The organism is Nonomuraea guangzhouensis (genome assembly GCF_019396345.1).
Classification (GTDB): domain Bacteria; phylum Actinomycetota; class Actinomycetes; order Streptosporangiales; family Streptosporangiaceae; genus Nonomuraea; species Nonomuraea guangzhouensis.
In genome coordinates, this window is the sequence record NZ_JAHKRM010000011.1 from 170,927 (window position 1) to 185,119 (window position 14,193).

The window sequence follows — 14,193 nt, forward strand, 5'->3', positions numbered from 1 at the left end:
ACATACCCTCCTATGTCAGCAGACTGACATAGGAGGAAGCTCATGAGTGGACAGGTCACGTACTTCGAGCTGCCGAGCACCAACATCGAAGCAACCCAGCGGTTCTGGGGCTCGCTGTTCGGTTGGACGTTCTACGAGGGCAACTTCCCGGGCTACTCGATGATCCAGGGGCCCGACCCCATGGGCGGAGCGCCGCACGACGATTCGTCACGACACCCGCGCATCTTCTTCGCCGTCGACGACATCACCGCCGCCGTTGCCCGGGTCCGCGAACTCGGCGGCACGGCAGAAGATCCGGTCAGCATCCCCTCTGGTGCCTACGCCCACTGCACAGATGATCAGGGCGTGGAGTTCAGCCTGTCCGAACAGGCCGGAGACCAGGATTGAATCGCATCGAGATCGGCGAGCCAGAACCCAAGGGATCCGAACCTCTCGTGAGAGGGTTGCTGCCGCTGGCGCTGGCAACCTTCGCGGTCGGCACCGACGCGTTCGTGATGGCCGGTCTCCTGCCGGCCATCGCCGCCGACCTTGAGGTAGGCATGCCGGCCGCCGGTCAGCTGGTGACAGTGTTCGCACTGACGCTCGCTGTCGCCGCGCCGATTCTGAGTTGGCTGCTGAGCCCACTGGATCGTCGCAAGGTTTTGCAGCTGGCCCTGATCGTGTTCGTCATCGGCAACGTCTTCACGGCACTCAGCCCGAGCTATCCGATCGCGCTGTCAGCCCGGATTCTCACAGCGGCCGGGGCGGCCACCATCACCGCCACCGCGTCGAGTGCGGCTGTCGCGATTACGCCTCCCGAACGCCGGGGGCGTGCCATGGCGGTGGTCATCGGTGGATTGACGCTGTCCACCGCGCTAGGCATGCCGCTGGGCAACTTGATCGGCGGCATCGACTGGCGCCTCACACTCTGGGCGGTCGCTGCCCTTGGCGTCATTGCCGTGATCGGCATCTCGGTAGCGCTGCCCAAGGTCGTGCTGCCGGCGACAAGCCTTATGGCCCGCCTGGCTCCGCTGCGCCAGCCCAAGGTGCTCTCCCTTTTGGTCGTGACGTTGCTGGTGATGGCCGGACATTACGCCGTCTACACCTACATCGCAGCAGTGACGGCCGGCGCCACGACCGGATCGTTTCCCCAGGCCCTCACCATGATTCTGTTCGTCTGGGGTGTCGGAGTCCTGGTTGGCAACGTCTTCGCCGGCCATCTCGTGGACAAGCGTCCGGTACGCGGGGTCGCAGTCGGAGCACTCGCCGGCGGCACCGTGCTGCTCGCGATCAGCCCACTCACGGTTGGCAACCTGGCCATTGCGAGCGTCTGGGCCGCCATCTGGGGCGCCACCGACGGAATGGCCTCGGTGGTGCAGCAACACCGGCTGGTGACCTTCGCACCCGCCTCATCACCAATGCTCCTTGGTCTCAACTCGTCCGCGATCTACCTCGGTGTAGCGATCGGTGGCGGACTTGGCGGTCTGGCCCAGGAGTGGCTGTCGGTCACCTTGCTCGGCGTTCCCGCCGCAGTCCTGGCACTGCTCGCCACCACCATCACCGTCGTGGAGGGGAGGGTCGGCCCGCTCACGCGCGCAGGCCGTCGATGATCCGCCGCACGGACCGGTGGCAGAGCGCGCGGAAGCCGGCCTCGTCCATCGCGACGCGCCCGCTCAGGTACTGCTGGACCAGCCCCTGCGCACACGACGTGACGGCCAGCGCCACCTCCAGCGGGTCGTCGCGACGCAGCACGCCGGTACGCATCCCCTCCTCGACGAACTCGACGACCACGGTGAACGGCGGCCCCTGCCCTTCGCGGAAGTCCTCGGGGAAGCGCCGAGCCTGCGCCCAGGCGTCCGACATCAGGAACGAGTACAGGTGCGGCCGGCCGAGCGCGAAGTCGAGGAAGCCGTCGAGCAGGACGTCGATCCGCTCCTCCAGCGTGCCGGACCGCGGCAGTCGCGCCCATTCGGCGGCCAGTTCGCGACCGCTGGCGGTGGCGATGGCCCGCAGCAGCGCCTCGCGGTTCGGGTAGTGGCGGTAGATCGCCATCGCGGTGACGCCGACGGCCTCGCCGACCCGACGCATGCTCACCGCCTCGGCGCCCTGCTCGACGAGGATCCGCTGCGCGACGTCCGCGATGCGGGCGGCCGTTCCCTGCTCCTTCACGTATACAACGTATACCTACTTCAGGCGCAGCCTCTTCATCGTCTTCAGGGTGGTGACCAGGACGTTCGCCCATTTGTCGTACGTCATCGCGAGAGGCGGCTCGAAGCCCAGCCACGTGGCCTGCGCGGCGACGGTCTGCGCCTCGGTGTAGCGGAGCAGACCCTCGGCGCCGTGCCTGCGGCCCAGCCCGGACGCCTTCATGCCGCCCATCGGCGCGTCATAGGAGGCGTACGCCGAGCCGTACCCCTCGTTGATGTTGACCGTGCCCGCCTTGATCCTGGTGGCGAGCGCGCGACCGCGCGTCAGGTCGGAGGTCCAGACGGAGGCGTTGAGCCCGTAGATGGTGTCGTTGGCCAGCGTGACCGCCTCGTCGTCCGAGGAGAAGCGGTAGAGGCCGACCACCGGCCCGAACGTCTCATTGCGGCAGAGCCGCATGTCCTCGGTGATCCCGGTGAGCACGGTCGGCTCGTAGAACAGCGGGCCGAGGTCGGGCCTGGCCTTGCCGCCGGTCAGCACCGTGGCGCCGTGGGCCACGGCGTCGTCCACGTGCGCGCTGACCGCGTCCAGCTGGCGCTGGGAGGTCAGCGAGCCCATCTGGACCGACCAGTCGTGGCCCGCGCCCAGCTTCAGTCCGGCCGTCTGCTCGGCGAAGCGCGCCGCGAAGGCGTCGAACACGGCGGTGTGCACGTACAGGCGCTCGATCGACAGGCAGAGCTGGCCCGCGTTGGTGAAGCAGGCGCGGATCGCGCCCTGGACGGCGAGGTCCAGGTCGGCGTCGTCGAGCACCACCATCGGGTTCTTGCCGCCGAGCTCCAGCGAGCAGCCGATGAGCCGCTTGGCGGCCTCCTCGGCGATCTTCCTGCCGCCCCGGGTGGAGCCGGTGAAGGCCACGTAGTCGGCGCCGTCGAGCAGCGCGTCGCCGACCTCGGCGGGCTCGCCGAGCACGACCTGCCAGACCTCGCGCGGCAGCCCCAGCTCGGCCAGCAGGTCGATGGTCCACAGCGTCGACAGTGCGGTCTGGGTGTCGGGCTTGTGCACGATGGCGTTGCCCGCGAGCAGCGCGGGCACGGCGTCGGTGACGCCCAGGGAGAGCGGGTAGTTCCACGGTGTGATCAGCGCGACCACGCCCTTGGGCTGGCGCAGCTCCGTCACCCGGGTGGCGACGGGGAAGATGCCGGCCCGCCGGCGCGGGGCGAGCAGGCGGGGGGCGCGCCGGGCGAAGTAGAGGCCGCAGCCCGCCACGTCCAGCACCTCTTCGAAGGCGTGCTTGCGGGCCTTGCCGGTCTCGTTCTGGACGATGTCGAGGATCTCGTCCCTGCGGTCCAGGATCGCGTCGTGCAGAAGCAGGAACGGCCGCGCCCGCTCCGCGATCGGCCGCGCGGCCCACTCCGCCTGCGCCGACCTGGCCTTCTCATATGCCGCACGTACGTCATCCGCCCCGGAAACGGGCAGTTGAGCGAGCGGTTCGCCGGTGAACGGTGCGGTGATCTCGATGGTCTTGCCGCTGGACGTCACGTGCATAGGAAGCAGGGTATTCCGGATCGCTACTGGCGGGTAGTTTTTGCCAATCCGTGGCATGGGGACAGAATCCTTTCATGCCAACCTTCGCGCCACTCAGACCGGGAGACCCCGAGAGGCTGGGAGGTCTGCCCCTCCTGGGCCGGCTGGGCGAAGGCGGCCAGGGCGTCGTCTACCTGGCCAGAGACCCCGCGGGCACGCACGTGGCCGTCAAGTGGCTGCGCCCTGATCAGGCCGGCGACCAGGTGAGCGTGGACCGGTTCCTGCGCGAGGTCCAGGTCGCTCAGCAGGTCGCGCCGTTCTGTACCGCCGCGGTGCTCGGCACGGGCATCGAGCAGGACCGCCCGTACATCGTCAGCGAGTTCATCGAAGGCTCCTCCCTCCAGAAGGTCGTCCAGGAGGAGGGCCCGCGCACCGGCACGTCCCTGCACCGCCTGGCCATCGGCACGGCGACCGCGCTGGCCGCGATCCACCAGGCCGGGATCGTGCACCGTGACTTCAAACCGGCCAACGTGATCATCGGGGCCGACGGGCCGCGGGTGATCGACTTCGGCATCGCCAGGGCGCTCAACGCCACCTCGACGATCAGCAGCATGCCGGTGGGCACGCCTTCGTACATGCCGCCCGAGCAGGTGATGGGCCACACCGTCGGGCCGGCCGCCGACCTGTTCTCGTGGGGCAGCACGATGGTGTTCGCCGCCTCGGGCCGCTCGCCGTTCGGCAGCGACACGATGCCCGCGGTGATCAACCGGGTGCTCAACCACCAGCCGGACCTCGGCGTGCTGCAGGGGCCGCTGCTCGACGTGGTGGCCGCGTGCCTGGCCAAGGATCCGGCGCAGCGGCCGACGGCCGAACAGGTGATCATGCGCCTGCTGCAGCACCCGGTGCCCAACTCCGGCATGCTCGCCCAGGCAGCGGCGGCGGCCGCCCCGGCGGAGCCCTGGCGCCCGCAGCACAGCCAGCCGCCTATGACCGGTCAGCCCACCATGGGGCCGCCTTCCTTGGGCGGCCATCACAGCCAGCCCTCCATGCCCGGCGGGCCTTCCTCGATGCCCGGCGGGCCGCATTCGGCGCCTGGCCACCACGGACCGCCGTCCATGTCCGGTCACCACGGCCAGCCCCCGATGGGCGGCGGGCCGCCTTCGATGCCTGGCCACCACGGACCGCCCCCTGGGGGTGGATACCCGCACACGACCGACCACCGCGCGACGCGCCCGGGCTCCCACGACCCCCGCTACGGCCCGAAGAAGAGCCGGGCCCCCATCGTCATCGGCGTGACCGTGACCGTCGCACTGCTCGTCCTCGCCGGTGTCGCCGTGATCATCGGCCAGACCAAGCCCCCGGCCACCGCCTCACGCTACGACCGCGCGGCGGCCTCGGCGTCCGCCAGGAAACCCAGCGCCACACCGACGGGCGTACCTCGGACGGGCACGAAGAGGCAACTGCCGGGCGGCTCCATCTCGGTGTACGAGAACGCGGCCGACCCGAGCACGCTGACCTCGTACGAGGTCTACAACAAGAAGGCCGACGACTGGATCGACTACGCCCGCAACTCCCTGCGCGGCACGTTCACCAAGTACTCCCGCAACTGGGAGTCGCTGGTCTCCCCCGACGGCCGCTCCCTGGCCGGCCGCGGCCGTAACTACACCTCCGACAACTACGACTCGGTGATCATCACCGACCGGAAGACGGGCGACAAGACGTCGATCAAGACCGTGCGCAAGCCGCTGATCAGCAGCATCCGCGCCTGGTCGAAAGACGGCTCGAAGATCCTGCTCAACATCGAGAAGGAGACCGGCAAGAACTGGCTCTACCTCGGCTTCGTCATCGTGGACGTGGAAGCGGAGGACGCCAAGGTGGTCACCGTGGCCGACACCTCGGTCCGTAAGACCGCCTACGGCTGGGACGGCGACGAGGAGGGCGTGGTCAACATGTCCCCTGGGCAGGGGCTGCGCTTCTTCGACAGCACGGGCAAGGCCACCCGTACCCTGGCGAACATCGGCACGCTGGCCTCGGGCACGCAGGACATCTTCTCCCCTTCCGGCAAAGTCTTCGTCACCAACTGCCCCAAGGGCGGCGACGGCGACCACTGCGTCTGGGACGCGCGGACCGGCGACCGGATCCGCCGGTACACCTCCGACTGCGACAAGGTTCTCGGCTGGTACGACGAGACCCACGTCTACTGCTGGGAGCAGGACAATTCCGTCAGGGACGAGATCCAGGTGGTGGACTTCAAGGGCAAACTGGTCCGCAAACTGCTCGACATCCCCGAGAACCTTGACTTCAGTCCTGTCTTCACCGTCAATCCCGGTGGATGATCCTGAACCACCCGGCCCGGAGATCCGTCAATGAGGGCATGAAGACGCTGATCCGTACCGTCGTGGCCGGCGCGGCCCTCGCTACGGCCATCTCCGCCTGCACCTCCGCTCCGGAAGGCACGGCGCCCACGAAGCAGCGCCTGCCGGCCATCCGCCTGGTCTCCTACAACGGCTGCGACGACATGCTCGCCGGGCTACGCGAGCACGCGGCCGGCAACGTCAGCCAGTGGGGCTTCGGCGGGGCGATGCCCATGTTCATGACCCGTGAGAAGTCGGCGTCCGCCGACGCCGCCCCGGAGCACTCCACAACCAACACCCACGAGGCGGGTGTGGACGAGCCCGACCTGGTCAAGACCGACGGCAACCGGGTCATCACGGTCACGGGCGGCACGCTGCGGATCATCGACACGGCCACCAGGAAGGTCACCGGGTCACTCAAGCTCACCAAGGCGAACGAGCCCGCCTACGCCCCCGCCGACCTGCTCGTCTCGGGCGATCGCGCGCTGGTGCTCTTCCGAGGGGGCGACATCATGTACAAGGGGTTCGCGCCTGTCGGCCAGACCAGATACCTGCTCGTGGACCTGGCCGGTGCGGAGCCCAAGCTGCTCGGCACGATCAAGCCGCAGGGCACGTACGTGGACGCCAGGATGGTCGGCTCGACCGTCAGGCTCGTCACCCGCAGCCAGCCCGACATCACCTTCCCGCAGCCGAAGGAGAACGCCTCCGAGGCCGAGATGAAGAAGGCGAACGAGGCGGCGGTACGCCAGGCGCCGCTCACCGCCTGGCTGCCCAAGATCGAGATCACCGACGCGGCCGGGACCGTCACCAAGAAGGCGGTCGACTGCGCGCGGGTCAGCCACCCGGCCGACTACACCGGCACCTCGCTGCTGACCGTGCACACCATCGACCTGGCCCAGGGGCTCACGGACGCGGGCACCGACCCGATCAGCCTCGCGGCCGACGGCGACACGGTCTACGGCACCGGTCAGAGCCTCTACGTGACCAGCAACCCGCGCTGGTGGTGGCCGGTCCCGATGGCGGCCGTCGAGGACACGCCCCAGGCCCCCGCCACCGAGCCCGACCCGGCCGAGCCCAGCCCCTCGGCCAAGGTCACCCTCAGCCCCGAGCCCACCCCGACCGCCCCGCCCGAGGAGACCGAGGTACACCGGTTCGACATCAGCAAGGCGGGCCCGCCCTCCTACGTGGCCTCCGGCAAGGTGCCGGGACGGCTGCTGAACCAGTACTCGCTGTCGGAGTACGAGGGCAACCTGCGCGTCGCCACCACGCTCAACTCCGCGGACCAGAAGACCAGCGCCAGCAGCGTCTACGTGCTCAAGGCCGACACGCTGGACAAGGTGGGCGAAGTAGGCGGTCTGGGCGAGGGTGAGCGCATCTACTCGGTCAGGTTCATCGGCCCGGTCGGCTACTGCGTCACGTTCAAGCAGGTCGACCCGCTCTACACGCTCGACCTGCGCGACCCGGCCGCCCCCAAGGTGACCGGCGAGCTGAAGATCACCGGCTACTCCGCGTACCTGCACCCCGGCAACGACGGCCGGCTGATCGGCATCGGTCAGGAGGCCAGCGACAAGGGCCGGACGCTCGGCACGCAGATCTCACTCTTCGACGTCAGCAACCCGGCGAGCCCGCGGCGGCTGTCGCAGATGTTCCAGAAGGACTCGGGCTCCGAGGCCGAGTGGGACCCGCACGCGTTCCTGTACTGGCCCAAGACCGGCCTGTCCGTGGTCCCGCTGAACACCTACTCGGAGAAGAACGAGGAGATCGGCGCCATGGTCCTGAAGATCGACGACACCGCGGTGACGAAGCTCGGCATGATCAAGCATCCGGTCCAGAAGCAGAAGGACGCCACGTACCAGCCGAGCATCCAGCGCGCGATGGTCATCGGCGACTCGATCTGGACCGTCTCCACGGACGGCGTCCAGGTCAACGACATGAACACGCTGGCCGAACAGGCCTACATCCCGCTCCACTGAGCCAGTCCTCCCGCGGAGGGGGCGCCGGCCACCCCGGCCGGCGCCCCGGATCACTCGCCGGTCGCGCCGTCGGCCAGTTCGCGGGCGATGTCGAGGTGCCCGGCGTGCCTGGCGTACTCCTGCAGCACGTGGAACATGGTCCAGGCGAGCGTCGGCGGCGTTCTGGGCGGCTGGAAGCGCCCGATCGTCGAGGCCAGGTCGGCCAGATCACCCGCCTCGGCCACGACGCGCCTGGACCGTTCGCACTGCGCCAGGAAGAACGCCCTCACCTCGTCATACGGCTCGGTGGCCGACCAGCGCCCATCGGGGCCGTCGTCGCCGTAGGGGTCGTCGATCTCCTGACCCGCGAAGTCCCAGCAGAACCAGCGCCGCTCCATGTAGGCGAGATGCTTGAGCAGCGCCACCGGCGTCCACCCGGAGGGCACCCGGCTGACCTCAGGATCCGGCAGCCCGTCGAGCTTGCGCAGGATGACGTCGCGGTAGTAGTCGAGGTAGCCCGCGAGCAGCTCCCGCGGATCCGCGAGGTCCTTGGACGGCTCGTCCATCATTGCTCCGGCGTCGCGACGGGCACGATCTCGGGGGCGCCGAGCCGGATCGCGTCGGCCTCCTGGTCGGTGTCCTGCTCCTGGGACAGGCGTTCGGCCTCGACCCGCTTGGTGAAGTACTCGACCTCGCGCTTGACCTGCTCGCCGTCCCAGCCGAGCGGCTCGGCGAGCAGTTCGGCGGCCTCACGGGCGCTGCCCAGGCCGCGGTGGAAGGTCTCGATCGAGATGTGCGTACGCCTGCTCAGCACGTCGTTGAGATGCCGGGCGCCCTCGTGGGTGGCCGCGTAGACGATCTCCGCGCGCAGGTAGTCGTCGGCCCCGCCGAGCGGCCGGGCCAGCGACCTGTCGCGGTCGATCAGTTCCAGGACCTCGTCGACGAGCGAGCCGTAGCGCTGGAGCAGGTGCTCGATGCGGGCCACGTGCAGGCCCGAGGTCTCGGCGAGCCGGTGCCGGGCGTTCCAGCGGGCCTGATAGCCCTCGGCGCCCACGAGCGGGATGCGGTCCGTGCACGACCTCGGGACGCGCTGGTCGAGCCCGTGGGCGACGGCATCGACGGCATCCTTCGCCATAACCCGATAAGTCGTATATTTTCCGCCGGCGATCATCACCAGGCCGGGGACCGGATGCGCCACCACGTGCTCGCGCGACAGCTTCGACGTCTCCTCCGACTCCCCCGACAGCAGCGGGCGCAGCCCCGCGTAGACCCCCTCGACGTCGTCACGCGTCAGCGGCACGGACAGCACGGCGTTCACGTGGTCGAGCAGGTAGTCGATGTCGACCCGCGACGCCACGGGATGCGCCTTGTCCAGCCGCCACTCGGTGTCGGTGGTGCCGATGATCCAGTGCCGCCCCCACGGAATCACGAAAAGAACCGATTTTTCGGTGCGAAGGATGATCCCGGTGAGCGAGTGGATCCGGTCCCGCGGCACCAGCAGGTGGATCCCCTTCGACGCCCGTACGTGGATCTGGCCCCGGCCGCCGACCAGCTCCTGGATGTCGTCGGTCCACACGCCGGTGGCGTTGACCACCTGCCGGGCGCGTACCTCCAGCTCGGCACCGGTCTCCAGGTCGCGCACGCGTACCCCGGTGACCCGCTCCCCCTCCCGCAGGAACCCCACGACCTGCGCCCGCGGCGCCACGTGCGCGCCGTAGGTGGCGGCCGTCCGCAGCATCGTCATCACGTAGCGCGCGTCATCGACCTGCGCGTCCCAGTACTGCACCGCGCCGGTGAACGCGGCCCGCTTCAACGCCGGCGCCAGCCGCAACGCCCTGCTCCTGGACAGGTGCCGATGCCCCGGCACCCCGCGCGCCAGCCCCGAGGCGAACCCCAGCGCGTCGTACAGGGCCACCCCCGCCCCCACATACGGCCGCTCCCACCCGAAGTGGGTCATCGGAAACAGGAACGGCACCGGCCGCACCAGATGCGGCGCGAGCCGCTGCAACAGCAGTGCCCGCTCCTGGAGCGCCTCCCTGACCAGATCGAAGTTGAGCTGCTCCAGGTAACGCAGGCCGCCGTGGATCAGCTTGGAGGAGCGCGACGACGTTCCGGAAGCGAAGTCGCGCGCCTCCACCAGGCCCACGTCGAGCCCTCGGGTGACGGCGTCGAGCGCGACCCCCGCGCCGACCACGCCGCCGCCGACCACGACCACGTCGAGCTCCTGCGACGCCATCCGATCCAGCGCCGCGGTCCGCTCTCCAGGCCCAAGCCGGGCGATTCCCCTTCCCGCCATGACCCTCCTCTTACCCGCCGCAGCCCGTCGTGCGACAAACCGCTCTCTCTTCTTGTACGGCACGCATGGGTTACCCGCCACCCGGCGACAGTGGCAGGGGACGGAGACCGAGGCGGGACCCGATCAGGCGCGGATGACCTTCACGCCCGCGTCCGTCAGCTCATTGGCGAGGCTGTCGGAGAGCTGTGCGTCGGTGACGAGGGTGTCGATCTGGTTGGTGGGACAGATGCGGGAGAACGCCCGCTTGCCGATCTTCGAGGAGTCGGCCACCACCACGACCTGCGAGGCGCGGCTGATGAGCAGGTAGTTGACGCTCGCCTCCCCCTCGTGGTGGGCCGAGGCGCCCAGCTCCACGTCGAGCGCGTCCACGCCGAGGAAGGCCACGTCGAGTGTCACCTGTTCGAGCACGCCCGAGGCCAGCGGCCCGATGAGCTCGTAGGACTGCGGCCGGGCCACCCCGCCCGTGACCACGATCTTGACGTGCTGCCGGACGGTGAGCTCGGAGGCGATGTTCAGGGCGTTGGTGACGATGGTGAAGCCCGTCTCCAGCGCCGGGCTGGTCGCCAGCGTGCGGGCCAGCTCGGAGGTCGTGGTGCCGCCGTTGAGCCCGATCACGGCGCCCGGCGAGACCAGCTCGGCCGCGGCGGCGGCGATGCGGTGCTTCTCGTCGGCGTGCCGCGCCGTCTTGTAGCGCAGCGGGAGGTCGTAGCTGACGCTCTGGGCGACCGCGCCGCCCCGCGTGCGCATGAGCATCTGTTGCTGGGCGAGCTGGTCGAAATCACGGCGGATCGTGGCGGTGGAGACATCGAGCGACTGGGCGGCCTCCTCGACGGAGAGCCGTCCTTCCTGCGCGAGCAGCTCGAGAATCGCGTTCCAACGATCGTATCGGGACACGATGCCTCCCCTTTGAGATCCGTCGGGTGCAAGCGTGGCACAACCTGGCAGGTCAGGCTACCAGTGCACATTTCTGCTCTGTTCTGATATAAAAAAAGCAGAAACAATCAATCCCGGGGAGGCAAGTGGTGACCACCCACACCGAGGCCGAGATCGGCTCCCAGCCCGAGTGCTGGCGCCGCGCCGTCGACAACGTGCCCGCCGACGCGCTGCCCCGCCCCGGAGAGCGGGTGGCCGTGGTCGGCTGCGGGACGTCGTGGTTCATCGCGATGGCCTACGCCACGCTGCGGGAGCAGGCGGGGCAGGGCGAGACCGACGCGTTCGCCGCCTCTGAGGCCCCGGCCGGACGCGCGTACGACCGCGTGCTGGCCCTGACGCGTTCCGGCACCACGACGGAGGTGCTCGAGCTCCTGCGTAGGACCGGCGCCAGGACCACGGCCATCACCGCCGACCCAAACACACCGGTCATGACGGCCGCCGACGACGTCATCGTGCTCGACTACGCCGACGAGCAGTCGGTCGTGCAGACCCGGTTCGCCACCACCCAGCTCGCCATGCTCCGCGCCAGCCTCGGCGAGGACCTCACCCAGGCGATCGACGACGCCGAGCAGGCAGTGTCGGCCGCGCTCCCCGACGAGCTCGTCGGCGCCGAGCAGTTCAGCTTCCTCGGCACCGGCTGGTCGGTGGGCCTGGCCCAGGAGGCCGCGCTGAAGATGCGCGAGGCGTCACGGTCGTGGACCGAGGCCTACCCGGCGATGGAATACCGGCACGGCCCGATCAGCATCGCCGGCCCCGGCCGCGTCACCTGGATGCTCGGCACCGCCCCCGAGGGCCTGCGCGAGCAGGTCGTGGAGACCGGCGGCACGTTCTTCCAGACCGATCTCGACCCGATGGCCGAGCTGATCAGGGCGCAGCGGGTCGCGGTCGCCAGGGCGTTCGCGCGTGGCCTCGACCCGGACGAGCCCTTGCACCTCACCCGATCTGTGATTCTTTCTTCATGAGCCTTACTCTTGCCGACGCCCGCATCGTGACCGCCGAGGGAGTTCACGACGGGTGGTTGACCATCGAAGACGGCCGCATCACGCATGTCGGGCACGGAGCCGCGCCCCGCGCGGGCCACAGCCTGGGCGGGCGGCACGTGGTGCCCGGCTTCGTCGACATACACAACCATGGCGGAGCCGGCGGCTCGTTCCCGACCGGCGAGCATGACGGCGCGCGTGAGGCGGTGGCGCTGCACGAACGCCACGGCACCACGACGATGGTGGCCAGTCTGGTGACCGGCGCGCCGGACGACCTGGCCCGCGCCACGGCGTCGCTGGCCGAGCTCTGCGACGACGGCCTGCTGGCCGGCATCCACTTCGAAGGCCCGTACATCTCCCGGGCCCGTTGCGGTGCCCACAACCCTGAGCTGCTGCGCGATCCGTCACCGCAGGAGTTCGCCGGGCTGCTCGCGGCCGGACGCGAGCATGTCCGGATGCTGACCATCGCTCCGGAGCTGCCCGGCGCCCTGGACACGATCCGCGCGGCCGCCGCCGAGGGCGTGATCGCCGCGCTCGGCCACAGCGACGCCACCTACGAGCAGACGCTGGCGGGCATCGAGGCCGGTGCGACCGTGGCCACGCACCTCTACAACGCGCTGCCGCCGCTCGGCCACCGCACCCCGGGCCCCGTCGCCGCGCTGCTGGAGGACGAGCGGATCACGATCGAGCTCATCAACGACGGCGTGCACGTGCACCCGGCCATGCTGCGGCTGGCCTACGAGGTGGCCGGGCCCGCGAGGACCGCGCTGATCACGGACGCGATGGCCGCCGCCGGCATGGGCGACGGTACGTACGTGCTGGGCTCCATGGACGTGATCGTCGCCGACGGGGTGGCCCGGCTGGCCGAGGGCGGCTCGATCGCGGGCAGCACGCTCACCATGGACGTGGCCTTCCGCCGCACCGTCCAGGAGGTGGGCCTGACGCTGCCGGAGGCGGTGCAGCTCACCTCCATGACGCCCGCCCGCGTGCTGGGCGTCGACGGCACCACCGGCTCGATCGCCGTGGGCAAGGCGGCCGATCTGGTGGTCCTGTCCGACGAGCTGGAGGTCGCGGGCGTGATGAAGCGCGGGGCCTGGATCGTGGAGCCCTGATGATCCTCACCGTGACGCTCAACGCCGCCCTCGACGTCACCTATGAGGTGCCCGGCGTCGACTGGGACGGGGTCAACCGGGTCGCCACCGTGCACCGGCGGGCCGGCGGCAAGGGCGTCAACGTGGCCCGCGTCCTGGCCGCGCTCGGCCAGGACGTGCTGGTCACCGGCCTGGCGGGCGGCCCGACCGGCCAGGCCGTCGAGGCCGACCTCCAGCGGGCCGGCCTGCCGCACGCCTTCGTGGGGATCGCGGCCGACTCGCGCACCACGCTGGTCGTCGCGGACTCCCCGCGAGCTGCTTCCCCGAGAACAGCGCTGTTCAACGAGCCGGGGCCCGAGGTCACGGCGGCCGAGTTCGGGCGCATGACCGGCCGTTTCACCGACCTGATGGCCACTGCGGAGGCCGTCGTCATCTCCGGCAGCCTGCCCAGGGGCGTGCCGCTCGACGCGTACGCGACGCTGGCCGCCATCGCCGCCGAGCACGGCGTGCCCGCCATCGTGGACGCCGACGGCGAACCGTTGCGGCACGCGCCCGGCGGCCGTCCCTCGATCGTCAAGCCGAACGCCGAGGAGCTCGCGCGGGCCGTGCCGGAAGGCGGTCCCGAGGAGGGCGCGCAGGCGTTGCGCGGTCGCGGGGCCGAGTCGGTGGTCGTGTCGATGGGCGCCGAAGGGCTACTGGCTGTCACGCCCGAGGGGGTCTTCCGGGCGCGCATGCCGTACAAGGTGGAAGGCAACCCGACCGGCGCCGGTGACTCGCTGGTCGCGGGGCTGGCGCTGGGGCTCGTGGAGCGGTCCCCGTGGCCCGAACGGCTCACCAGGGCGGCGGCGCTGGGAGCCGCGGCGGTCGCGGCGCCCGTGGCGGGCGACTTCGACCGCGACGTCTACGCCGACATCCACCCACGCATCGTCATCGTCTGAG

The 14,193-nt window shown here is 70.1% G+C and carries 12 protein-coding genes; 7 read left to right on the plus strand and 5 right to left on the minus strand.

The features are described 5' to 3' along the window. The first annotated feature begins 42 nt into the window (after window positions 1-42). Together KME78_RS23960 and KME78_RS23965 are read left to right on the plus strand one after the other, a co-directional pair. A complete protein-coding gene (locus tag KME78_RS23960; protein WP_219531384.1) occupies window positions 43-387 on the plus strand; it encodes a VOC family protein in 345 nt (114 codons plus the stop codon). Further along, window positions 384-1,589, plus strand: a complete 1,206-nt coding sequence (locus KME78_RS23965) for an MFS transporter (protein ID WP_219531385.1) — start codon at window positions 384-386, stop codon at window positions 1,587-1,589. Before KME78_RS23960 ends, KME78_RS23965 begins: the two co-directional genes overlap by 4 nt. On the opposite strand, the gene KME78_RS23970 is transcribed toward KME78_RS23965, so the two are convergent. Both KME78_RS23970 and KME78_RS23975 read right to left on the minus strand, forming a co-directional pair. Further along, window positions 1,567-2,148, minus strand: coding sequence for a TetR/AcrR family transcriptional regulator (locus KME78_RS23970; RefSeq protein ID WP_219531386.1), 582 nt, complete (start codon window positions 2,146-2,148; stop codon window positions 1,567-1,569). The genes KME78_RS23965 and KME78_RS23970 overlap by 23 nt on opposite strands. A gap of 15 nt (window positions 2,149-2,163) precedes the next feature. Further along, window positions 2,164-3,669, minus strand: coding sequence for a succinic semialdehyde dehydrogenase (locus tag KME78_RS23975; protein WP_219531387.1), 1,506 nt, complete (start codon window positions 3,667-3,669; stop codon window positions 2,164-2,166). A gap of 74 nt (window positions 3,670-3,743) precedes the next feature. Here KME78_RS23975 and KME78_RS23980 point away from each other — a divergent pair, with 74 nt between their 5' ends. Together KME78_RS23980 and KME78_RS23985 are read left to right on the plus strand one after the other, a co-directional pair. Further along, window positions 3,744-5,984, plus strand: a complete 2,241-nt coding sequence (locus tag KME78_RS23980; RefSeq protein ID WP_219531388.1) for a WD40 repeat domain-containing serine/threonine protein kinase — start codon at window positions 3,744-3,746, stop codon at window positions 5,982-5,984. A gap of 38 nt (window positions 5,985-6,022) precedes the next feature. Further along, a complete protein-coding gene (locus KME78_RS23985) occupies window positions 6,023-7,975 on the plus strand; it encodes a beta-propeller domain-containing protein (RefSeq protein WP_219531389.1) in 1,953 nt (650 codons plus the stop codon). Between the two features lie 50 nt (window positions 7,976-8,025). Here the strand turns inward: KME78_RS23985 and KME78_RS23990 are convergent, their stop codons facing one another. The 3 genes from KME78_RS23990 to KME78_RS24000 all read right to left on the minus strand — a co-directional run bounded on the left by KME78_RS23990 (window position 8,026) and on the right by KME78_RS24000 (window position 11,144). Then, the gene (locus KME78_RS23990) at window positions 8,026-8,523 is read right to left on the minus strand and encodes a mycothiol transferase (protein WP_219531390.1); all 498 of its coding nucleotides are present in this window, start codon (window positions 8,521-8,523) and stop codon (window positions 8,026-8,028) included. Next, window positions 8,520-10,250: a glycerol-3-phosphate dehydrogenase/oxidase gene (locus tag KME78_RS23995; protein WP_219531391.1), complete on the minus strand. Its 1,731-nt coding sequence runs from the start codon at window positions 10,248-10,250 to the stop codon at window positions 8,520-8,522. The genes KME78_RS23990 and KME78_RS23995 overlap by 4 nt, the downstream gene beginning before the upstream one ends. A gap of 123 nt (window positions 10,251-10,373) precedes the next feature. Next, window positions 10,374-11,144 carry a DeoR/GlpR family DNA-binding transcription regulator gene (locus KME78_RS24000; protein ID WP_219531392.1) on the minus strand — a complete coding sequence of 257 codons (771 nt, stop codon included), beginning with the start codon at window positions 11,142-11,144 and terminating at the stop codon, window positions 10,374-10,376. 128 nt (window positions 11,145-11,272) lie between these two features. Between KME78_RS24000 and KME78_RS24005 the strand changes: the two genes are divergently transcribed. The 3 genes from KME78_RS24005 to KME78_RS24015 are packed head-to-tail and all read left to right on the plus strand — an operon-like array spanning window position 11,273 to window position 14,192. Further along, on the plus strand, window positions 11,273-12,145 hold the full coding sequence (locus KME78_RS24005; RefSeq protein WP_219531393.1) for an SIS domain-containing protein: 873 nt from the start codon (window positions 11,273-11,275) through the stop codon (window positions 12,143-12,145). After that, on the plus strand, window positions 12,142-13,275 hold the full coding sequence (nagA, locus tag KME78_RS24010) for an N-acetylglucosamine-6-phosphate deacetylase (protein WP_219531394.1): 1,134 nt from the start codon (window positions 12,142-12,144) through the stop codon (window positions 13,273-13,275). The genes KME78_RS24005 and nagA overlap by 4 nt, the downstream gene beginning before the upstream one ends. Further along, the gene (locus tag KME78_RS24015; protein ID WP_219531396.1) at window positions 13,275-14,192 is read left to right on the plus strand and encodes a 1-phosphofructokinase family hexose kinase; all 918 of its coding nucleotides are present in this window, start codon (window positions 13,275-13,277) and stop codon (window positions 14,190-14,192) included. Before nagA ends, KME78_RS24015 begins: the two co-directional genes overlap by 1 nt. Window position 14,193 lies beyond the last annotated feature (1 nt).